The organism is Ralstonia sp. 22111 (assembly GCF_052045895.1).
Classification (GTDB): Bacteria; Pseudomonadota; Gammaproteobacteria; order Burkholderiales; family Burkholderiaceae; genus Ralstonia; species Ralstonia wenshanensis.
On the sequence record NZ_JBQEPR010000006.1, the window covers coordinates 58,225 to 78,207 of the forward strand.

The 19,983-nt window shown below is 63.4% G+C and carries 16 protein-coding genes; 11 read left to right on the top strand and 5 right to left on the bottom strand.

All coding sequences use genetic code 11. The annotated features are described in order from the left end of the window. Both ACTJK4_RS16270 and pgeF read left to right on the top strand, forming a co-directional pair. Entirely contained in the window at positions 1-1,113 is a 1,113-nt protein-coding gene (locus ACTJK4_RS16270; protein WP_440818396.1) for an RluA family pseudouridine synthase, read from the top strand. Beyond that, entirely contained in the window at positions 1,097-1,906 is an 810-nt protein-coding gene (gene pgeF, locus ACTJK4_RS16275; protein ID WP_440818397.1) for a peptidoglycan editing factor PgeF, read from the top strand. Before ACTJK4_RS16270 ends, pgeF begins: the two co-directional genes overlap by 17 nt. Before the next feature lie 4 nt (positions 1,907-1,910). Here pgeF and ACTJK4_RS16280 read toward each other — a convergent pair whose 3' ends face one another. Further along, positions 1,911-2,147, bottom strand: a complete 237-nt coding sequence (locus ACTJK4_RS16280) for a hypothetical protein (protein WP_316871202.1) — start codon at positions 2,145-2,147, stop codon at positions 1,911-1,913. A gap of 270 nt (positions 2,148-2,417) precedes the next feature. On the opposite strand from ACTJK4_RS16280, the gene phaC reads away from it, so the two are divergent. From phaC to ACTJK4_RS16325, 9 genes are all read left to right on the top strand, one after another. Continuing rightward, positions 2,418-4,211: a class I poly(R)-hydroxyalkanoic acid synthase gene (gene phaC / locus ACTJK4_RS16285; protein ID WP_433864467.1), complete on the top strand. Its 1,794-nt coding sequence runs from the start codon at positions 2,418-2,420 to the stop codon at positions 4,209-4,211. Between the two features lie 89 nt (positions 4,212-4,300). Beyond that, complete coding sequence (locus ACTJK4_RS16290) at positions 4,301-5,482, top strand: acetyl-CoA C-acetyltransferase (RefSeq protein WP_232042917.1); 1,182 nt, start codon at positions 4,301-4,303, stop codon at positions 5,480-5,482. A 122-nt stretch (positions 5,483-5,604) separates the two neighbouring features. After that, positions 5,605-6,345 carry a 3-ketoacyl-ACP reductase gene (locus ACTJK4_RS16295; RefSeq protein ID WP_440818398.1) on the top strand — a complete coding sequence of 247 codons (741 nt, stop codon included), beginning with the start codon at positions 5,605-5,607 and terminating at the stop codon, positions 6,343-6,345. Between the two features lie 407 nt (positions 6,346-6,752). Continuing rightward, entirely contained in the window at positions 6,753-7,307 is a 555-nt protein-coding gene (gene phaR / locus ACTJK4_RS16300; RefSeq protein ID WP_024975563.1) for a polyhydroxyalkanoate synthesis repressor PhaR, read from the top strand. Positions 7,308-7,505: 198 nt separating this feature from the next. Further along, a complete protein-coding gene (locus tag ACTJK4_RS16305; RefSeq protein ID WP_440818399.1) occupies positions 7,506-8,486 on the top strand; it encodes a tRNA dihydrouridine synthase in 981 nt (326 codons plus the stop codon). Between the two features lie 66 nt (positions 8,487-8,552). After that, on the top strand, positions 8,553-9,914 hold the full coding sequence (gene rimO / locus ACTJK4_RS16310; RefSeq protein ID WP_009240757.1) for a 30S ribosomal protein S12 methylthiotransferase RimO: 1,362 nt from the start codon (positions 8,553-8,555) through the stop codon (positions 9,912-9,914). Positions 9,915-10,001: 87 nt separating this feature from the next. After that, complete coding sequence (bktB, locus tag ACTJK4_RS16315) at positions 10,002-11,186, top strand: beta-ketothiolase BktB (protein WP_440818400.1); 1,185 nt, start codon at positions 10,002-10,004, stop codon at positions 11,184-11,186. Next, on the top strand, positions 11,161-11,904 hold the full coding sequence (locus tag ACTJK4_RS16320; RefSeq protein ID WP_440818401.1) for a hypothetical protein: 744 nt from the start codon (positions 11,161-11,163) through the stop codon (positions 11,902-11,904). Before bktB ends, ACTJK4_RS16320 begins: the two co-directional genes overlap by 26 nt. 41 nt (positions 11,905-11,945) lie before the next feature. Further along, complete coding sequence (locus ACTJK4_RS16325) at positions 11,946-13,157, top strand: cystathionine beta-lyase (RefSeq protein ID WP_440818402.1); 1,212 nt, start codon at positions 11,946-11,948, stop codon at positions 13,155-13,157. Between the two features lie 74 nt (positions 13,158-13,231). Here ACTJK4_RS16325 and ACTJK4_RS16330 read toward each other — a convergent pair whose 3' ends face one another. The 4 genes from ACTJK4_RS16330 to mfd all read right to left on the bottom strand — a co-directional run bounded on the left by ACTJK4_RS16330 (position 13,232) and on the right by mfd (position 19,934). Further along, on the bottom strand, positions 13,232-14,293 hold the full coding sequence (locus tag ACTJK4_RS16330) for a PDDEXK nuclease domain-containing protein (protein WP_440818403.1): 1,062 nt from the start codon (positions 14,291-14,293) through the stop codon (positions 13,232-13,234). A 6-nt stretch (positions 14,294-14,299) separates the two neighbouring features. Next, the gene (gene serB, locus ACTJK4_RS16335; RefSeq protein ID WP_232042911.1) at positions 14,300-15,157 is read right to left on the bottom strand and encodes a phosphoserine phosphatase SerB; all 858 of its coding nucleotides are present in this window, start codon (positions 15,155-15,157) and stop codon (positions 14,300-14,302) included. A gap of 114 nt (positions 15,158-15,271) precedes the next feature. Continuing rightward, positions 15,272-16,465 (bottom strand): acetylornithine deacetylase, encoded by a 1,194-nt coding sequence (argE, locus tag ACTJK4_RS16340; protein WP_322016768.1) that lies wholly within the window; start codon positions 16,463-16,465, stop codon positions 15,272-15,274. A 37-nt stretch (positions 16,466-16,502) separates the two neighbouring features. Beyond that, complete coding sequence (mfd, locus tag ACTJK4_RS16345; RefSeq protein ID WP_440818404.1) at positions 16,503-19,934, bottom strand: transcription-repair coupling factor; 3,432 nt, start codon at positions 19,932-19,934, stop codon at positions 16,503-16,505. Positions 19,935-19,983 lie beyond the last annotated feature (49 nt).

Consider the following 19,983-nt stretch of genomic DNA (forward strand, 5'->3'; position numbering starts at 1 on the left):
ATGAAAAATCGCATCAAGCATTATAGCCCAAGCCCTGTGTCAGACGACGCAGCAGCTGACGTTTCCCTCACTGTGCAGGAGACGGAAGACGCCCTCGATGATGAGGCGCTCGATTTGCCTACGGCCGGTGCGGCCCAGGCCGCCGAGCCGATCATCGTGGAGATCCCTGAAGCCATGCACGGCGAGCGCCTGGACAAGGCGCTTGCCAAGCTGCTGCCCGACTATTCGCGCAGCCGTCTCCAGCAATGGATTGATGCCGGGGCGGTGCGCCTGCATGGTGAGGTGGTGCGCCCGCGTGCGGCCATCTCCGGCGGTGACCGCATCGAAGTCGTCCCGCAACGCGCGGCCGACGAAAACGCCTTCGTTGCCGAGCCTATCGATCTGGATGTGGTGTACGAAGACGACACGCTGCTCGTCATCAACAAGCCGGCCGGGCTGGTGGTGCATCCCGCTGCTGGCAACTGGAGCGGCACGGTGCTCAACGGCCTGTTGCACCGCTATCCCGATGCCGCGGAGTTGCCGCGTGCCGGCATCGTCCACCGCCTCGACAAGGACACGTCCGGCCTGATGGTGGTCGCCCGTACGCTGCCAGCGCAAACCGATCTCGTGCGCCAACTGCAGGCACGTACCGTCAAGCGTACTTATCTCGCGCTCGTGTGGGGCGAAACGCCGGAAGAGGCCACCATTGACGCCCCGATCGGCCGTGACCCGCGTGACCGCACGCGCATGGCCATCATCGAGACGGCCAGCGGCAAGCCGGCGCGCACGCATTTCAAGACGCTGGACGTGGTAGGCCTCGGCCGAGCGCAGGTATCGCTGGTGCGCTGTCAGCTCGAGACTGGCCGTACACACCAGATCCGTGTGCATTTTGAATCGGAGGGGCATCCGCTGCTTGGTGATCCGGTGTACACGCGCAATTTCCGTCGTGGCCAGCCACAGACGATCAAGGCACCGCTGCCGGTGCCCTTTACGCGGCAGGCGCTGCACGCGGTGCGCCTCGGGCTCGTGCATCCCGCCTCGGGCAAATCGGTGCATTGGGAGGCAGGTGTACCCGACGATTTCGCCGCTCTGCTGGAAGCCCTCGACCTGGATCCCGATGCCGACATCAACTGACTGGATCGTTCCCGACTGGCCCGCGCATCCGCGTGTCAAAGCGATTGCCACGACTCGCCCGGGTGGCGTCAGCGCCGGGCCGTACGGGTTGGCTGGCGGGTTGCCCGGTGGCCTGAACCTTGGCCTGCACGTCGGGGATGCGCCGGAAGCCGTTGAACAGAACCGCCGCATCCTGCGTGCAGCGCTGCCGGCTGAGCCGACGTGGATGGAACAAGTGCATGGCACCGGTGTCGCTGATCTTGATCAACTTGTCGGTACGTCGGCGCCTGTAGTGGCCGATGCTGCGGTGGCTTCCTGGCGGGATCGGGTCTGCGTGGTCATGACGGCAGATTGCCTGCCTGTCTTGCTGAGTGACGCTCGCGGCGTCACGGTGGGTGCGGCGCATGCGGGCTGGCGTGGGCTATGCGGCGGCGTGATCGAGCGCACGCTGGATGCGATGACGCAACGATTGCGCGCCAGCGGCCAGGAAGCCGATCCAACGTGGTTGGCATGGCTGGGGCCGGCCATCGGGCCGACATGCTTTGAAGTGGGTGCCGAGGTGCGCCAGGCCTTCATCGAGGCGGCCCAGCCCGGCGAATTACCGGCCACCCAGGCGGCCTTCGTGGAAGGCGCACCCGCCGACAAGTTCTTCGCTGATCTGTATGCGCTGGCCCGGCTGCGGCTGGCACGCGTCGGCTGTACTGACGTGTACGGCGGCGGCCTGTGCACGATGACAGACGCCGAGCGCTTCTATTCGTACCGCCGGGAGCGCACCACGGGCCGCATGGCCACGCTGATCTGGCGCGCAGAGTGAGCGTTCAGACGGCGCCATCGCCTCCATCGCTGCTCAGTGTGGGGGCGGTGTCCGCCTGGTCCTGCGCGGCTTCCTGAGCCTTGCGGCGGCGCCTGCGTGCCGGCGTGCCGACAATCCAGAGGAAGAGCGATAGCGGTGCCACGCCGTAGAAGACAAATGTGCCGATGCCGGCAATCCAAGATTGCTCAGTCAAGGACATCATCAGCACGACGTAGAGCCAGGCGATGGCGACGATATACATGGGAAAAAGCGGTGCCCGGCATTGGCGCAATGCGGCAGTCTCGCACGAAATTGCGCAAATTGGACCATAGCCCCGGTTCTGCGCTTAACCATTTGGTCGGAGCCGTTTTCGGTGAATGTGGCAAAACCCGCGCTGGCTCTACGTTTCCGGCCGATCATTAACTAACTCCGATTGACAGCCTTGAAACGGCAAGGCAACAATGCCCCGCAATACTACGAGTTGCGCCGCCGTTCCAACCGGAGCGGCGCATATCGTCGGATCGAGGGCACTATGGCATCGCGTCAATCGACATCATCCAAAGCATCTAGCGCCCACACTCAAGCTCCCTGGCAGGGCTTGTCGGACCCTACGCAGTGGGCAGAGCAGTTCAAGCAATGGCAAGCCTTTGCGGGCACCTTTGCACAACCCGGTGCGGCGGCGCCTGGTCTTGGCCAGTTCAACGGCGCAGCGATGGGCGAAGGCGCGGCTCCTTTCGCGCTGATCCCGCACGAGCGCCTGGCCGAAATCCAACAGAAATATCTCGAAGAGTGGCTCCAGATCTGGCGCCACATGAGCACCGGCGAAAGCGCCGAGGCCGTGGCGCCGTCTGATCGCCGTTTCTCGAACGACGCCTGGCGCAAGAGCCCGCTCTACGGCTACGCCGCTGCGTTCTACGTGCTCAACGCCCGCACGCTGATGGAAATGGCGGACGCCGTGCAAGCGGACGCCAAGACCCGCGAGCGCGTGCGTTTTGCCGTATCGCAATGGACGGCCGCCATGTCGCCGTCCAACTTCCTTGCGACCAACCCAGAGGCACAGAAGCATCTGATTGAATCGCGTGGCGAATCCCTGCGCACCGGCATCCTGAACATGCTGCAGGACATGGAGCGCGGCAAGATCTCGCAGACGGACGAAACGGCATTCGAGATCGGCCGCAATGTCGCCAACAGCGAAGGCGCCGTCGTCTTCGAGAACGACTATTTCCAGCTCATCCAGTACAAGCCGCTGACGGCCAAGGTGCATGCGCGCCCGCTGCTGCTGGTGCCGCCGTGCATCAACAAGTTCTACATCCTGGATCTGCAGCCGGCCAATTCGCTCGTGCGCTATGCGGTGGAGCAGGGCAATACCGTGTTTCTGGTGTCCTGGCGCAATCCGGACGCGAGCATGGCTTCCCGCACGTGGGACGACTACATCGAAGGCGGCGCGATCGAGGCCATTCGTGTCGCACGCGAGATTTCTGCGCAGGACCAGATCAACGTGCTGGGTTTCTGCGTGGGCGGGACGATCCTTTCCACTGCCTTGGCGGTACTGGCGGAGCGCGGCGAGCATCCGGCCGCAAGCTTGACGCTGCTGACCACGCTGCTCGACTTTACGGACACCGGCATTCTCGACGTGTTCGTCGATCAAGCCCAGGTGGAAATGCGGGAGAAGACCATCGGCAGCAATGCTCCGACCGGCCCGGGGCTGCTGCGTGGCGTGGAGCTGGCAAATACGTTCTCGTTCCTTCGACCGAACGATCTGGTCTGGAACTACGTTGTCGAGAATTATTTGAAGGGCAAGACGCCCGCCCCGTTCGACCTGCTGTACTGGAATGGCGACTCGACCAATCTTCCAGGCCCGTGGTACTGCTGGTACCTGCGCCATACGTATCTGCAGAACGACCTCAAAACGCCGGGCAAGCTGAAGGTGAACGGGACGCCGGTGGATCTGGGCAAGATCGACGTGCCGGTCTACATCTACGGCTCGCGTGAAGACCACATCGTCCCGTGGAAGTCCGCTTATGGCTCGGTGCCGCTGCTCAAGGGCAAGCGGCGTTTCGTGCTCGGTGCCTCGGGACATATCGCAGGCGTGATCAACCCGCCCGCGGCCAATAAGCGTTCGCACTGGATCAATGCCAAGCTGCCCGATACGGCTGATGCGTGGTTCGAGGGTGCCAAGGAGCATCCGGGCAGCTGGTGGCCGGATTGGTCTACCTGGCTGGCATCGCACGCAGGCGCGCAGAAGGCTGCACCCAAGAGCTACGGCAATGCGGACTACCCGGCCATCGAGCCGGCGCCTGGCCGCTACGTCAAACAGAAAGCGTAAGATCGCGCGCATGAATCCCCGTTGCCGTCGCGGCTTCGGCCGCTGACGGTGTCCAACGACCCTCTCTTTCGACAGTGGAAGGTAAGCAAATGACCGATGTTGTGATCGTATCGGCGGTACGCACCGCCGTGGGCAAGTTTGGTGGCTCGCTGGCGAAGATCGCTGCGCCTGAGCTTGGCGCAACCGTGATCCGCGAAGCTCTGGCGCGCGCCAAGGTGGCGCCGGACCAAGTGAGCGAAGTCATCATGGGCCAGGTGCTGACTGCCGGCTCGGGCCAGAACCCGGCGCGCCAGGCTGTCATCAAGGCGGGGCTGCCGAACATGGTGCCCGGCCTGACCATCAACAAGGTGTGCGGCTCGGGCCTGAAAGCCGTGATGCTGGCCGCCAACGCCATCATGGCGGGCGATGCAGAGATCGTCGTGGCCGGCGGCCAGGAAAACATGTCCGCCGCGCCGCACGTGCTGCCGGGCTCGCGCGATGGTTTTCGCATGGGCGATGCCAAGCTGATCGATTCGATGATTGTGGATGGGCTGTGGGACGTCTACAACCAGTACCACATGGGCATCACGGCCGAGAACGTCGCCAAGGAATACGGCATCACGCGTGAAGCGCAGGACGAGTTTGCCGTGGCTTCGCAGAACAAGGCGGAAGCCGCGCAAAAGTCGGGCCGCTTCAATGATGAAATCGTTCCGATCCTGATCCCGCAGCGCAAGGGCGATCCGATTGCCTTCGCACAGGATGAGTTCGTTCGCCATGGCGCCACGCTCGAATCGATGGCTGGGCTGAAGCCTGCTTTTGACAAGGCCGGCACGGTGACGGCGGCCAACGCCTCGGGCTTGAACGATGGTGCCGCCGCTGTCGTCGTGATGTCCGCCGCCAAGGCCAAAGAACTGGGCCTGACGCCGCTGGCTACGATCCGTGCATACGCGAGCGCCGGCCTGGACCCGAAGGTCATGGGCATGGGGCCGGTACCGGCATCGAAACGTTGCCTGTCGCGTGCCGGCTGGTCCGTGGGCGATCTGGACCTGATGGAGATCAACGAGGCGTTTGCCGCTCAGGCGCTGGCCGTGCATCAGCAGATGGGCTGGGATACGTCCAAGGTCAACGTCAATGGTGGTGCGATTGCGATCGGTCACCCGATCGGCGCGTCGGGCTGCCGCATCCTGGTCACGCTGCTGCACGAAATGCAGAAGCGCGATGCGAAGAAGGGCCTGGCCTCGCTGTGTATCGGCGGCGGCATGGGCGTGGCGCTGGCGGTTGAGCGTCCGTAAGTTTTTTGCAGTGGGATTGGCGTGGGGTGGAACGAATACCGCACACGCCAATCCGAGACACCTGAGCATCCGCTGCCGGGCAAGAGGCCAGGCAGTTCTAACAACAAGGACTAGGAGTGGACATGACCAAACGCATTGCATACGTCACCGGTGGCATGGGCGGTATCGGAACGGCGATTTGCCAGCGCTTGGCGCGCGACGGTTTCACCGTGGTCGCGGGCTGCGGCCCGAACTCGCCGCGCAAGGCAAAATGGCTCGAACAACAAAAGGCGCTGGGGTTCGATTTCGTGCCGTCCGAGGGCAACGTCGGTGATTGGGAGTCGACCAAGGCCGCGTTTGACAAGGTGAAGGCCGAAGTGGGCGAGGTGGATGTCCTGATCAACAACGCCGGTATCACGCGCGACGTGGTGTTTCGCAAGATGACCCGCGCCGACTGGGATGCGGTGATCGATACCAACCTGACGTCGCTGTTCAACGTGACCAAGCAGGTCATCGACGGCATGGCGGATCACGGCTGGGGCCGCATCATCAACATCTCGTCGGTGAATGGCCAGAAAGGTCAGTTTGGCCAGACCAACTACTCGACGGCCAAGGCTGGCTTGCATGGCTTCACGATGGCGCTGGCGCAGGAAGTTGCTACCAAGGGCGTCACGGTCAACACGGTGTCGCCGGGCTATATCGCCACCGACATGGTGAAAGCGATTCGTCAGGATGTGCTCGACAAGATCATTGGCACGATCCCGGTCAAGCGCCTGGGCGAGCCGACCGAGATTGCGTCGATCTGCGCATGGTTGGCGTCTGAAGAGTCTGGCTTCTCCACCGGCGCGGACTTCTCCCTCAACGGCGGCCTGCACATGGGCTGACGCTCCCACGCCCATGCTGCGGCGATGCTGCAGCATGGGTGCAGCAATTTTCCCCCTTGCTTTGCCCTGCATGCTGCGATGCTCGATTGCATTGCAGCAGGCCTGTTGCCGCCTTTCCAGGCAACTGCCCGTGTGCATGAGCCGCATCAAAATGCTGCGGGTTTTTACCGGGGGAGGTCGCCTTTTCTTTGCAGGGCGATCCGCATAGAATCCAATCACGGAGGCGCTCCGCAGGGAGACACGGGGCGTCCGATCATAACCGGATGCATCTGCGCTGCTATTGAATGCAGCATTCGCGCGCAGATCGGAATAGCCGGGCAACCGCGTAATTTGCTGCATCGCTCGGTGCAGTCATTTCGCACTGCATCGGCTGCACCGCAGCAGCATCGCCAACACGGAAAGGCACGATGGCCACCAGCAAGAAGGGCACCGAACGGCTGATCAAGAAATATCCCAACCGCCGGCTGTACGATACCCAAACCAGCACATACATCACGCTCGCAGACGTCAAGCAACTCGTGATGGAAACCGAAGAGTTTCGCGTCGTCGATGCGAAATCCGGTGAAGACCTGACCCGCAGCATCCTGCTGCAGATCATCCTCGAAGAGGAAACCGGCGGCGTGCCGATGTTCTCCGGCGCGATGCTCGCTCAGATCATCCGTTTCTATGGCAACGCCATGCAGGGCATGATGGGCACGTACCTGGAAAAGAACATCCAGGCGTTTGTCGACATCCAGAGCAAGCTGGCTGAAAACTCAAAGGATCTGTACAGCGGCAACTCCTTCAACCCCGACATGTGGTCGCAGTTCATGAACATGCAGGGGCCGATGATGCAAGGGATGATGAGCAACTACATCGAACAGAGCAAAAACCTGTTCGTGCAGATGCAGGAACAAATGCAGAGTCAAGCCAAGAACATGTTCGGGACCTTCCCGTTCAATCAGCCGCCCGAGAAGAAGTAAGTTCGGCGGGCTGGCAAAACAAGGCGAATCGCAGGGCGGTTCGCCTTTTTTGTTAGGCGCACGCCGCAGAGGACGGCAAGGTAAAATGCCGGTCTTTCAGGTGAGGTGGGCGCCTCACCGACGATCACGTTTCCCGCTCCCGTCTCCCATGTTTGATGTTCGCTTCCGGCCCATGCGCCGGCCGTCCTCCCTTTTCGCATGAGCCGTCTTTTGCTTGCCCCAATGGAGGGCGTCGCGGATTACGTCATGCGAGACGTGCTGACCCGGGCCGGTGGCTACGACGGATGCGTTTCTGAGTTCGTCCGGGTGACGGGCTCGCTGCTGCCAGCGCGCACATACGAACGTGAGACGCCCGAGATCCGCAACGGCGGCTATACGGCTAGCGGCACGCCGATGACCATCCAGCTCCTCGGCAGCGATCCGGAATGGCTGGCCCGCAATGCAGCGTACGCGGCAACCCTCACGCCGCATGGCATCGACCTCAACTTCGGCTGCCCGGCCAAGGTCGTGAACCGCCACGGCGGCGGCGCCATGCTGCTCGCTACGCCGGAAGTGCTGTACGACATCCTCCACGCCGTGCGGGCCGCGGTGCCGGCCAATATTTCGGTGACGGCCAAGATGCGGCTCGGCGTTTCCGATACGTCCCGCGCGATTGACTGTGCAACGGCGCTGGCGGAAGGCGGTGCCGAATCGCTCGTCGTGCATGCCCGCACGCGTGACCACGGCTACCGTCCGCCCGCTCACTGGGACTGGATCGCGCGCATCGCCGACGCCGTGCGCATTCCGGTCACCGCCAACGGCGAAGTCTGGACCGTGGCCGACTGGGAGCGCTGCCGGGCCGTCAGTGGCTGTAGTGACGTGATGATTGGGCGTGGTGCCGTGTCTGATCCGTTCCTGGCCCAGCGCATTCGCGGGCAGATGAACGAGGCGCCGTCCGCGGCGGAATGGCCGGTTGTGCTGGGCCATCTCGCCGATTATCTGAAGAAGCTGCATGCGCGCATCTCGGCCAAGCATGAGCATGGCCGGGTCAAACTGTGGCTGAGCTATCTGAAGCGGACGTGGCCGCAGGCCGCAGAACTGCACGATGCTATTCGCAGGCTGCAGGACGCGCTGGAAATCGAGCGCGTGATTGAACAGATGCAGCTTCGGCTTGGTCGCCCAAACGCGGCGAACGGTTAAAATACGCAACCGCGCGGCACACCCCACGTGCGCAGCGCAAATCCTCTCCCACATCAGGTTGTTCCCATGTCCGACGTCAGTACCCAGAGCCCCAAGGTGGGGTTCGTCAGTCTCGGTTGTCCCAAGGCCTTGGTCGATTCCGAGCAGATCATCACCCAACTGCGCGCGGAGGGGTATGAGATCTCCGGCACGTACGGCGGGGCGGACCTGGTGGTCGTCAACACCTGCGGCTTCATCGACGAGGCCGTGCAGGAAAGCCTGGATGCGATTGGCGAGGCGCTGGCCGAGAACGGCAAGGTGATCGTCACCGGCTGCCTGGGCGCCAAGAAGGACGCGGCGGGCCAGGACATCATCACCAGCGTGCACCCGAAGGTGCTGGCTGTGACGGGCCCTCACGCGCTGGGCGAGGTGATGGAAGCGGTGCACACGCACCTGCCCAAGCCGCACGACCCGTTCATCGATCTGGTGCCGCCGCAGGGCATCAAGCTCACGCCCAAGCACTACGCGTATCTGAAGATTTCCGAGGGCTGCAACCACCGTTGCAGCTTCTGCATCATCCCGTCGATGCGCGGTGATCTCGTCTCGCGCCCGGTGGCCGAAGTGATGCTGGAGGCGGAAAACCTGCTGAAGGCCGGCGTCAAGGAGCTGCTCGTCATTTCGCAGGACACCAGCGCTTATGGCGTCGACGTCAAATTCCGCATGGGCTTCTGGAACGGCCGCCCGCTTAAAACGCGCATGACCGAGCTGGTCGGTGCGCTGGGCGAGCTGGCGTCGCAGTACGGTGCCTGGGTGCGCCTGCACTACGTCTATCCATACCCGAGCGTGGATGAGGTGATGCCGCTGATGGCCGAAGGCAAGGTCCTTCCGTATCTGGACGTGCCCCTGCAGCACGCTCACCCCGACGTGCTCAAGCGCATGAAGCGCCCCGCCAACGCCGAGAAGACGCTAGACCGCATCCGCGCCTGGCGCGAGGTGTGCCCGGAGCTGACCATCCGCAGCACATTCATCGCCGGCTTCCCCGGTGAAACGGAAGAAGAGTTCCAAACGCTGCTCGACTTCATCGCCGAAGCCGAACTGGACCGCGTGGGCTGCTTTGCCTATTCGCCGGTCGAGGGCGCCACCGCCAACGACCTGCCGGGCGCATTGCCCGACGAGGTGCGCGAGGAGCGCCGCGCGCGCTTCATGGAAGTCGCCGAGCGCGTGTCCGCCCGCCGCCTGCAGCGCAAGGTGGGCAAGTCGCTGCGCGTGCTGGTGGATGAGGTGAATCAGGACGGTGGCATCGGCCGTTCGTCGGCGGATGCGCCGGAGATTGACGGCCTGGTTTATATCGCACCGCCGTCGAAGCCGTACAAGCGCTACAAGGCGGGCGATTTCGTGTCGGTCAAAATTACCGGCGCCGATGGCCACGACCTCTGGGGCGAGGTCTGATCCCCTTAGGTAGTCGTACCTAAATTTTGCGAACGGTCGTGCGTTTATACTGGCCGCCATCCAATTTCGATGGCACAGGAGACAGCAATGGCACGTGAAGTGGTGGTGGTCAGCGGCGTTCGTACCGCAATCGGGACGTTTGGCGGCAGCCTGAAGGATGTGGCGCCGTGCGAGCTGGGTGCGCTCGTCGTGCGCGAGGCGCTGGCCCGTGCCAGCGTGAAGGGCGAAGAAGTCGGTCACGTGGTGTTTGGCCACGTGATCAACACCGAGCCGCGCGACATGTATCTCTCACGCGTGGCCGCTGTGAACGGTGGTGTGTCGGCCGAAACGCCCGCATTCAACGTCAACCGCCTGTGCGGTTCGGGCCTGCAGGCTGTGGTGAGCGCGGCGCAGACCATCCTGCTCGGCGATGCCGATGTCGCCATCGCCGGCGGCGCCGAAAGCATGAGCCGTGCGCCGTACCTTGCGCCCGCGGCCCGCTGGGGTTCGCGCATGGGCGACGCCAAGATGGTCGACATGATGCTGGGCGCGCTGCACGACCCGTTCCACACGATCCATATGGGTGTGACGGCAGAAAACGTCGCCCGCGAATTCGGCATCAGCCGCGAGCAGCAGGACCAGACCGCGCTCGAATCCCACCAGCGTGCCTCGCGTGCCATCCAGGCCGGGTACTTCAAGGATCAGATCGTTCCGGTGACGATCAAGTCGCGCAAGGGCGACATCCAGTTCGATACCGATGAGCACGTCCGCCACGACGCAACCATCGACGACATGACCAAGCTCAAGCCGGTCTTCGCGAAAGAGAACGGCACGGTCACGGCTGGCAATGCCTCGGGCCTGAACGATGCGGGCGCGGCACTGGTGCTGATGGAGCGTTCGGTGGCCGAGAAGCGCGGCCTGAAGCCGCTGGCACGCCTGGTGTCATACGGCCATGCCGGCGTGGATCCGAAGATCATGGGCATCGGCCCGGTGCCGGCTACGCGCAAGGCGCTGGAGCGCGCTGGCCTGTCGGTCAAGGATCTGGACGTAATCGAAGCCAACGAGGCGTTCGCCGCCCAGGCCTGCGCGGTGACGAAGGAACTCGGTCTGGACCCAGCCAAGGTCAATCCGAACGGCTCGGGTATTTCGCTTGGCCACCCGATCGGCGCAACGGGTGCGCTCATCACGGTCAAGGCGTTGCACGAGTTGCAGCGCATCGGCGGTCGCTACGCGCTGGTGACCATGTGTATTGGTGGAGGACAAGGCATTGCGGCGGTGTTCGAACGCATCTGAACGCATTTTCTCGATTGAACGCCTGATTCGGCCCGTCGGCGCGCTGCTCGCGCTGATGCTGGCCGTAGGCGTGGCGCCAGCGTCTGCCCAGACGCGGGCCGCCAACAACGGCTACGACGTGTCGACCGGCAGCGCCAACGTGCAGCCGGGTGACCTTGGCCTGAACCGCGCCATTGCCGATGGCGACAAGCGCCGCGCTCAGGCCAGGAAGGGCGACAACGGGTTCTCTGCACAGACTGCGCCGCCGCCTGTGCTGCAACCGCAACCCGACTACGCGAAATATCCCATCTATACCGGTGTGATCGGCGACATGCCGATCCGCATGCGTCTTGGCCGTAAGGCCGGTGAAATCGATAGCGTCCACGGCGAATACGTCGCCGGCAACGCGGCAGGCGTGCGCTTGGTGACCGGCGAATACGAAAACGGCGGCTTCCTCATGGAGGAGTCCGATGACGGTACGCACGTCACCGGCACTTGGGAAGGCGCCATTGACGGTCACGGCGTCGTGCGCGGCACGTGGACGGACGTCGGCCACGACGGTCATACGCTGCCGTTTGTCCTGCGGCCCGTCGCGGTGGTGGTGATGCCGCCATACGATGCCGCAGCCAACAGCAATGCCGCAGTGCCCGCAACGCCAATGACGCCGCTGGTGCCCGCTGCGCCGGGTCAGATTGCGCCACCGTCCAGCAATCCAACGCGATCAAGCGCGCACTGGTAAATGGCCGGCAATCGCTCATACGCCATCAAACAGGAAACCTCGTGAACGACGACACCAAGCTCCCGCCCATGTTTCCCGCGACCCAGGCTGTGCATCCGGAACTGCGGATTCCGCCGGGCTTCACGGCGTTCTCGCATGCCACGCATCGTGCGTCCACGGTGGTGTTCAAGAACCTCGCCGACATGCGCGCCTTCGGTAGCGGCAGCGTGGTGCACTGGCGCTACGGCCTGCATGCCACGCCGACCTCCGACACGCTGTGCCAAGCGCTGGCACAAATCGAAGGCGGCTCGCACGCGCTGCTGCTGCCCTCGGGACTGGCAGCGATTTCGCTGGTGTATTTCTCGCTGATCAAATCCGGCGACGACGTGCTGATTCCGGACAACGCCTACGGCCCGAACCGTGACCACGGCGAGTGGATGGCGCGCCAGTTCGGCATTACCGTGCGTTACTACGACCCGATGATCGGCGCCGGCATTGCCGACCTGATGCGCCACAACACGAAGCTCGTGTGGCTCGAAGCGCCCGGTTCGGTGACGATGGAAGTGCCCGACTGCACAGCCATCGCCGAGGTGGCGCGCAAGGCCGGCGCCATCACCGCCATCGACAATACCTGGAGCGGCGGCGTGTATTACCAGCCGTTCGAGCACGGCATCGACATCTCCGTACAGGCGCTGACCAAGTACCAATCGGGAGGCAGCGATGTGCTGATGGGCGCGGCTATCACCAACGATGAAGCGTTGCATCACAAGCTGCTTGCCACGCGCATGCGCATGGGCTGGGGTGTGTCCGCGGACGACTGCTACTTTGTGCTGCGCGGCCTGCCGAGCCTGCCGACGCGTCTGGCTGCGCACGACGCGCACGCCCGCGAAGTGGCCGAATGGCTAGCAGACCGACCCGAAGTCGTGCGCGTGCTGCACCCGGCGCTGCCCGATTGTCCGGGCCATGAAAACTGGAAGCGCGACTTTACCGGCGCAAGCGGGTTGTTCTCGATCGTGTTGCACGAACGCTATTCGCAGGCGCAGATCGACGCCTTTATCGAAGGCCTGCGCTACTTTGCGATCGGCTTTTCGTGGGGCGGGGCGCACAGCCTGGCGCTGCCATACAACATTCCGTCGATGCGCACGGCGACTGCCTGGCCGCCGGCCGATTGGGAGAACGCGGGCGGTTTTGTGCGGTTGTATATCGGTCTGGAAGACCCGCGTGATTTGATTGCGGATTTGAAGCAGGCGATGGAGACGCACCTGCAGGCTTGACCTTTCAAGCTTTGGCGGGCGGCGATGGCGGGGCGTGCGAGTCAATCGCATCGCCCCGTTTTTAATGGCCGCGGCTACAGTGTTTCAAGCAGGCGCGCAATGATTTCAGGCGAAGGCAACTGGTCCTGCAACTCCTTCGGCAGGCTCTTGGTGATGGCGTAAGTCGCGACGCCAATCGGTTTTCTTGCATCGCGCAGAGCGTATTCGACGATGGTGCGCTTCTTTTCCTTGCACAGGATGATGCCGATGGACGGGTTCTCGTCGTCCTGGCGAACCTGCTCGTCGAGGGCTGCGAGGTAGAACTGCATCTTGCCGACAAACTCAGGTTCGAATTTACCGATTTTCAGTTCGATGGCGACCAGCGAGCGCAAGCGGCGGTGGAACAGGAGCAGATCGATGAAATACTCGTCGCCATCCACTTCAAGCCGGTACTGGCTACCCAGGAAGGCAAACATGCCGCCCATTGCGCGCAGGAAATCTTCGATGCGGGTGATCAGCGCGCGCTCCAGCTCCCGTTCGCTATGCTGGTCGCCGAGCTCGAGAAAATCAAAGGCGTATTCGTCTTTTACCGCCAGCTTGGCTTGCGCGCGCAGGGTTGGCGTCAGCGCCTTGTCGAAATTGGTCTGGCCCAGGAGTGATTTTTCGTAGCTCTGGTTATCGATCTGATGGGCGAGAACGTTCTTTGACCAACCGAATTTGCGCGTCATGCGCAGGTAAAACTCGCGCTCTTGAGCGTCTTTGCAGCGCTCAAGGATAAGCAGGTTATGGCTCCAACCGATTTCTCGCACCAGTGGTGCGAGTTTTGCCGCGCCGCGGTAGGTCTCGAAGAAACCCTTCATCCGCCACAGGTTGGATGCTGAAAAACCGCCCGTGCCTGGAAAGCTCGCCTGCAGGTCTGCGGCGAGTTGCTGTACGACGGCTTTACCCCACCCTTCGGTTTGCTGCCGCGCCACGATCAGTTGTCCGATGTCCCAATACAGGCCCACCAGCTCTTTGTTGACCGCCCGTAAGGCCGCGTATTGCGCAGCGTGAATGCGCGCCCTGACCTCGGTGAGCAGGGCTGCGTAATCCCGCGCATCTACCGTTTCTCGCACCACCGGTGCGAGTTTTCTGCGGGCGGGTTGGCGAGTCGCCATCGTGGCTTACTGCTGCGGGAACAGATTCAACAGCCCATCCAGGCCGACAACATTGAACGCCACGTCGGCCTGCGCCTGCACGATGGGCTTGGCGCGGAACGCGACCGACAAACCGGCCACCCCCATCATCTTGAGATCGTTCGAGCCGTCGCCCATGGCGATGGCGTTGTGTGGCGATACGCCCAGATCCTGGCAAAACGCCTTGAGCGTCTGCGCCTTCACATCCGCATTGACGATCTCGCCGAGCACCCGGCCGGTGAGCTTACCGTCGACGATCTCCAGGGTGTTGGCGCGCGTGCGGTCAAGGCCCAGACGCTCCTGCAGGCGCGAGGTAAAGAACTCGAAGCCGCCCGATACCAGCAGCGTGCGGATGCCCAGTGCCTGCACGGCCTTGAGCATCTTTTCTGCGCCCAGGGAGAGCTGCAGGCGCTCGGCATAGACGCGCTCCAGCACGCTCGCATCCAGGCCCTTGAGCAGTTCGACGCGCCGCGTCAGGCTTTCGTTGAAATCCTTGATTTCGCCGCGCATCGACGCTTCGGTGATGGCCGCCACTTGCGGCTTGAGCCCGCAGAAATCCGCAATCTCGTCGATGCACTCAATCGTGATGAGCGTCGAATCCATATCCATCGCCAGCACGCGAAAATCGCCGAACGTCCATTCGTCCGGAATCCACGCGTAGTCCATCTTCAGGTTGGCACAGATGGCATCAAGCTGGACGCGCAATTCGCTGGGCAGTTCGTGCACCCACTCGATGGCGGCAACGTTGGGGGCGCGCAGCTCGTAGGTGGCGCTGCCGAACAGGCTGCGGACGGATTCAATGTCGCCAGAGGACAGCGGCGACGGGCTTTGCAGGATGACGGGCATGGAGTGACAGGAGCGGGGGAGCGGGCAGTTCGACGCCGAAGGAAGCCCACTATTGTAGCGAACGCCCCGGGCAGAACGCGCCCCACCAAAAGGTGAGGCGTTGCTGTGTAAGCATCAGGCGGACGCGGTTTCGACCATCAGGCTGCGCGCCACCTTGGCGAGGAAGCGGTCGCACGCGTCGAGCTGGGCGAGTTCGACATATTCGTTGGCCTTGTGCGCCTGTTCGATGTTGCCCGGGCCGCACAGCACGGCAGGAATGCCGGCGCGCTGGAAGAGCCCCGCTTCAGTGCCGTAGGCGACCTTGCGTTTGTCGTTGTCTTCAGTCAGCACGCGCACAAGCTGCGTGATGGCGGCTTGCTCAGAGGCGTCCAGCGACGGCGCGGCGGCAATCTCGTCCAGTTCGATGCGGGCGTCCGGGTGTTCGCGCCGCATGGCGGGCTCGATGGTTTCGCGCACGTAATGCTCGACGCGCGCGCGGATGGCCGGCGCATCCACGCCCGGCAGGTTGCGGAATTCAAACACCAGCTCGCACAGCGCAGGGATCGTGTTCAGCGCAATACCGCCGTTGATGAGGCCGGTCGATGCCGTGGTGAAGGGCACGTCAAATGCATCGTCGAACGGGCCCTTGGCGCGGAATTCATCGGCCAAGTCGCGCACGAAACAGATGATGCGCGCGGCGTATTCGATGGCGTTGACGCCCTGCGGCGTGAGCGACGAATGCGCAGCGCGGCCGTGCACGCGGCAGCGGTAGGCGTTGATGCCCTTGTGCGCGACGATCGGGCGCATGGAGGTGGGCTCGCCGACGATGCAGCCGGCGGGCTTGATGCCGCGGGCGACCAGGTCTTCGATCATGCGCGGGGCGCCCACGCAGCCGACTTCCTCGTCATATGACAGCGCGAGGTGCACAGGCTCGCGCAGCCGGGCCTGCAGCAGCGACGGCACCAGCGCCAGCGACGAAGCGATGAAGCCCTTCATGTCGCACGTGCCGCGCCCGTAGAGCTTGCCGTCGCGCACTTCCGGTGCAAACGGGTTGCTGTCCCACTTCTGGCCATCCACCGGCACCACATCGGTATGGCCTGACAGAACGATGCCGCCTTGCACGCTGCCGTCCGCTGCCGGGATCGTGGCGAACAGATTCGCCTTGTTGCCATCGTCGTTGTGCGAGAGGTGCGATTCAAGACCGACGCCGCGCAGGTAGTCGCGCACGGTTTCGATCAGCGCCAGGTTGGAGCCGCGGCTGGTGGTGTCGAAGCTGACGAGCTTGTTCGTCCAGTCGAGGGTGGAGAACGGTGTGGGGGCGGTGCTCATGATGGTTTCCTTGTTCTGATTGGCCGATCCTACTGGATCACGTCAATTGCCGCATGGCGTGGCGAATGGTCTGCGCCAGCGCGCCGAATTCGGCCGGAATGTTTTCGATACGCAGACGATCTTGCCCCGCCAGCTTGATCTGCCGGTTCTTCTGCACGAGATCAATGATCTTGATGGCGTCGACAGGCGGGTTCGGTATGAACTGCAGCGTGACGGCGTTCGTGCCCGTGTCGATCTTGCGGATGCCCAGCGGCGCGGCGGCAATGCGCAGCCGGTGCGTTTCGATGAGCGATTGCGCCTGAGGCGGCAGCTTGCCGAAACGGTCGATCAGCTCTTCCTGGATGTTGTCGATCGTCTCGCCGCTTTCGCAGTTGGCCAGGCGCTTGTACAGCGACAGGCGCTCCTGCACATCGCCGCAATAGTCTTGCGGCAACAGGGCGGGCGTGCCGAGGTTGATCTCGGTTGTGGCCGCAAGCGGCGCCATCAGATCGGGTTCCTTGCCGGCCTTGAGCGACTTCACCGCCTGGTTGAGCATGTCGGTGTAGAGCTGGAAGCCGATCTCGGAAATCTCGCCCGATTGCTTGTCACCCAGCACCTCGCCGGCGCCACGGATTTCCAGATCGTGCATCGCCAAGTAGAAGCCTGCGCCGAGCTCTTCCATCTGCTGAATGGCTTCAAGGCGGCGTTGTGCTTGCTTGGTCAGACCGTCGACGTCATGCACCAGCAGATACGCATACGCTTGGTGGTGCGAGCGCCCGACGCGACCGCGCAATTGATGCAGTTGCGCCAGGCCGAACTTGTCGGCGCGGTGGATCAGGATCGTGTTGGCGGTCGGCACGTCAATGCCGGTCTCGATGATCGTCGTGCACAGCAGGATGTTGGCGCGCTGCGCCACGAAATCACGCATCACACGTTCCAGTTCGCGCTCGTGCATCTGGCCGTGGGCAACCACCACGCGCGCTTCCGGAATCAGCTCTTCGAGTTTGGCGCGCTTGTTCTCGATGGTCTCGACTTCGTTGTGCAGGAAATAGACCTGGCCGCCGCGCTTCAATTCGCGCAGGATGGCTTCGCGCAGCACGCCGTCTTCCTCGCGGCGCAGGAATGTCTTGATGGCCAGGCGCTTTTGCGGCGCGGTTGCGATCACCGAGAAATCGCGCAGGCCTTCCAGCGCCATGCCCAGCGTGCGCGGGATCGGCGTAGCGGTGAGCGTAAGCACGTCCACCTCGGCGCGCAGCGTCTTGAGCGCTTCCTTCTGGCGCACGCCAAAGCGATGCTCCTCGTCGATGATGACGAGCCCCAGCCGGTCGAATTTCACGTCCGGCGAAAGCAGCTTGTGCGTGCCGATCACGATGTCGATCGTGCCGGCGTTGATGGCTTCGATCGCGGCGTCGATCTCTTTCTTGTTCTTGAAACGCGAAATCTCGGCAATGCGCACCGGCCAGTCGGCAAAGCGGTCGACCAGCGTCTGGTAGTGCTGCTCGGCCAGCAGCGTGGTCGGCGCCAGGATGGCCACCTGCTTGCCGCCCATCACCGCAACAAATGCGGCACGCAGGGCGACTTCCGTTTTGCCGAAGCCGACGTCGCCGCAGACCAGGCGGTCCATCGGCTTGCCCGACGTCATGTCGGCGATCACGGCGGCGATGGCGGCGGCCTGGTCGGGCGTTTCTTCAAAGCCGAAGCTCTCGGCGAATGTGGTGTAGTCCTCCGGCGTGAGCGGGAACGCAAAGCCCTGGCGCAAAGCACGTCGCGCGTACAGGTTCAGCAGTTCGGCGGCCGTATCGCGAATCTGCTGCGCCGCCTTGCGCTTGGCTTTTTCCCACTGGCCGGAGCCGAGCGAATGCAGCGGCGCGGTTTCCGGATCGGCGCCCGAGTAGCGCGAGATCACATGCAACTGGTGCACCGGCACGTACAGCTTGCTGCCCTTGTCGTAGTCGAGGTGCAGGAATTCTTCCTCGCCGTTGCCCATGTCGATGGAGACCAGCCCCTGGTAGCGCCCGATGCCGTGTTCGCTGTGCACCACCGGATCACCGATCTTCAGCTCGGCCAGATCGCGCACCATCGAATCGACGGCGGTGGCCTGTTCCTGCTTGCGGCGACCGGCGCGGCGCACGGTCTGCGCGTACAGCTCGGTTTCGGTGATGAGTGCGATGCGTTCGTCGCCGAGGATGAACCCCTGGTACAGCGGTGCCACGCCCAGCACGAACTTGGCATCGCCGCGCATCAGATCGGCGAAGTCCGCGACGCCCTCGGGGTGCAGGCCGCTGGTGGCAAGCATTTGCGCAAGCGTCTCGCGGCGGCCTGCGGATTCGGCGCAGATCATCACACGGCAATTGCTGCGCATGAGGAACGATTCGAGATTGACCAGCGGGTCTTCTGCGCGGCGGTTGACGGCCACGTTCGGCAACGGCAGCGAAAGCGGTGCATCACCCGGCTCGGCGCGCAACACCAATCGCGCGTGCGGCTTGGCCGCGACGAAGAACGCCTCTTCATCCAGATACAGCGTGGAAGGCTGCAGCAGCGGCCGCTCGCGGTCGTGGCGCATGAAGTTGTAGCGCTGCGTGGTGTCGGCCCAGAAGCGGCGCACCGCGCCTTCGATGTCGCCAACAAAGGCGAGATGCGTGGCGCCCGGCAGGTAGTCGAACAGCGTCGCGGTCTCTTCAAAGAACAGCGGCAGGTAATACTCGATGCCGGCACTCGGCACGCCGTTGCCGATGTCCTTGTAGATGGGCGAGCGCGTCGGGTCACCTTCGAACACCTCACGCCAGCGACCGCGGAAGGCCGTGCGCGAGGCTTCGTCCATCGGAAATTCGCGGCCCGGCAGCAGGCGGACTTCGTTCACCGGGTAGAGACTGCGCTGCGTGTCCGGGTCGAACGAACGGATGGTCTCGATTTCGTCGCCAAACAGGTCGAGCCGATATGGCAGCGGTGAGCCCATCGGGAACAAGTCGATCAGACCCCCGCGCACGGAGTATTCGCCCGGGCGCATCACGGCGCTGACGTGCTCGTAGCCGGCCAGCGTGAACTGCGCTTTGAGCGCAGCTTCGTCCAGCTTTTCGCCCTTTTTGAAGAAGAACGTGTAGGCGGCCAGGAATGATGGCGGCGCCACGCGTTGCAGCGCCGTGGAGGCCGGCACGAGGAGGATGTCGCACGCACCGTTCTGCAGGTCATGCAGCGTCGCCAGCCGCTCGGAGATCAAATCCTGGTGCGGCGAGAAATTGTCGTACGGCAGCGTTTCCCAGTCCGGTAGCAGCTTCACGCGCGCCTGCGGGGCAAACCATCGCAGCTCTTCCGCCAGGCGCTGGGCATCGACGGCATTGGCGCAAACCACCGCCAGCATCGGCACGGCGGCGCGATGCTGCTCCAGGTAGCGCGCAAGCAGCAGGGCGTCGGCCGCGCCCTGCAGGCCGCTGAAGACGAAGCGCGAGCCCGGTTTGACGGCGGGCAGGGCGGAGAGCGAAAAATCGGACATGAGGTGTCAGGTTTTGTGGGGCAAGACTGCAAGACAAAGCACGACACCC

Bases quoted from the DNA above. Each gene is read 5' to 3' on its own strand.
- phaR (WP_024975563.1), top strand. From the start codon at position 6,753: ATGGCCACCAGCAAGAAGGGCACCGAACGGCTGATCAAGAAATATCCC.
- ACTJK4_RS16280 (WP_316871202.1), bottom strand. From the start codon at position 2,147: ATGTATATCGTCGCCATCGCCTGGCTCTACGTCGTGCTGATGATGTCC.
- ACTJK4_RS16295 (WP_440818398.1), top strand. From the start codon at position 5,605: ATGACCAAACGCATTGCATACGTCACCGGTGGCATGGGCGGTATCGGA.
- argE (WP_322016768.1), bottom strand. From the start codon at position 16,465: ATGAGCACCGCCCCCACACCGTTCTCCACCCTCGACTGGACGAACAAG.
- pgeF (WP_440818397.1), top strand. From the start codon at position 1,097: ATGCCGACATCAACTGACTGGATCGTTCCCGACTGGCCCGCGCATCCG.
- bktB (WP_440818400.1), top strand. From the start codon at position 10,002: ATGGCACGTGAAGTGGTGGTGGTCAGCGGCGTTCGTACCGCAATCGGG.
- serB (WP_232042911.1), bottom strand. From the start codon at position 15,157: ATGCCCGTCATCCTGCAAAGCCCGTCGCCGCTGTCCTCTGGCGACATT.
- phaC (WP_433864467.1), top strand. From the start codon at position 2,418: ATGGCATCGCGTCAATCGACATCATCCAAAGCATCTAGCGCCCACACT.
- rimO (WP_009240757.1), top strand. From the start codon at position 8,553: ATGTCCGACGTCAGTACCCAGAGCCCCAAGGTGGGGTTCGTCAGTCTC.
- ACTJK4_RS16305 (WP_440818399.1), top strand. From the start codon at position 7,506: ATGAGCCGTCTTTTGCTTGCCCCAATGGAGGGCGTCGCGGATTACGTC.
- ACTJK4_RS16330 (WP_440818403.1), bottom strand. From the start codon at position 14,293: ATGGCGACTCGCCAACCCGCCCGCAGAAAACTCGCACCGGTGGTGCGA.
- ACTJK4_RS16290 (WP_232042917.1), top strand. From the start codon at position 4,301: ATGACCGATGTTGTGATCGTATCGGCGGTACGCACCGCCGTGGGCAAG.
- mfd (WP_440818404.1), bottom strand. From the start codon at position 19,934: ATGTCCGATTTTTCGCTCTCCGCCCTGCCCGCCGTCAAACCGGGCTCG.
- ACTJK4_RS16270 (WP_440818396.1), top strand. From the start codon at position 1: ATGAAAAATCGCATCAAGCATTATAGCCCAAGCCCTGTGTCAGACGAC.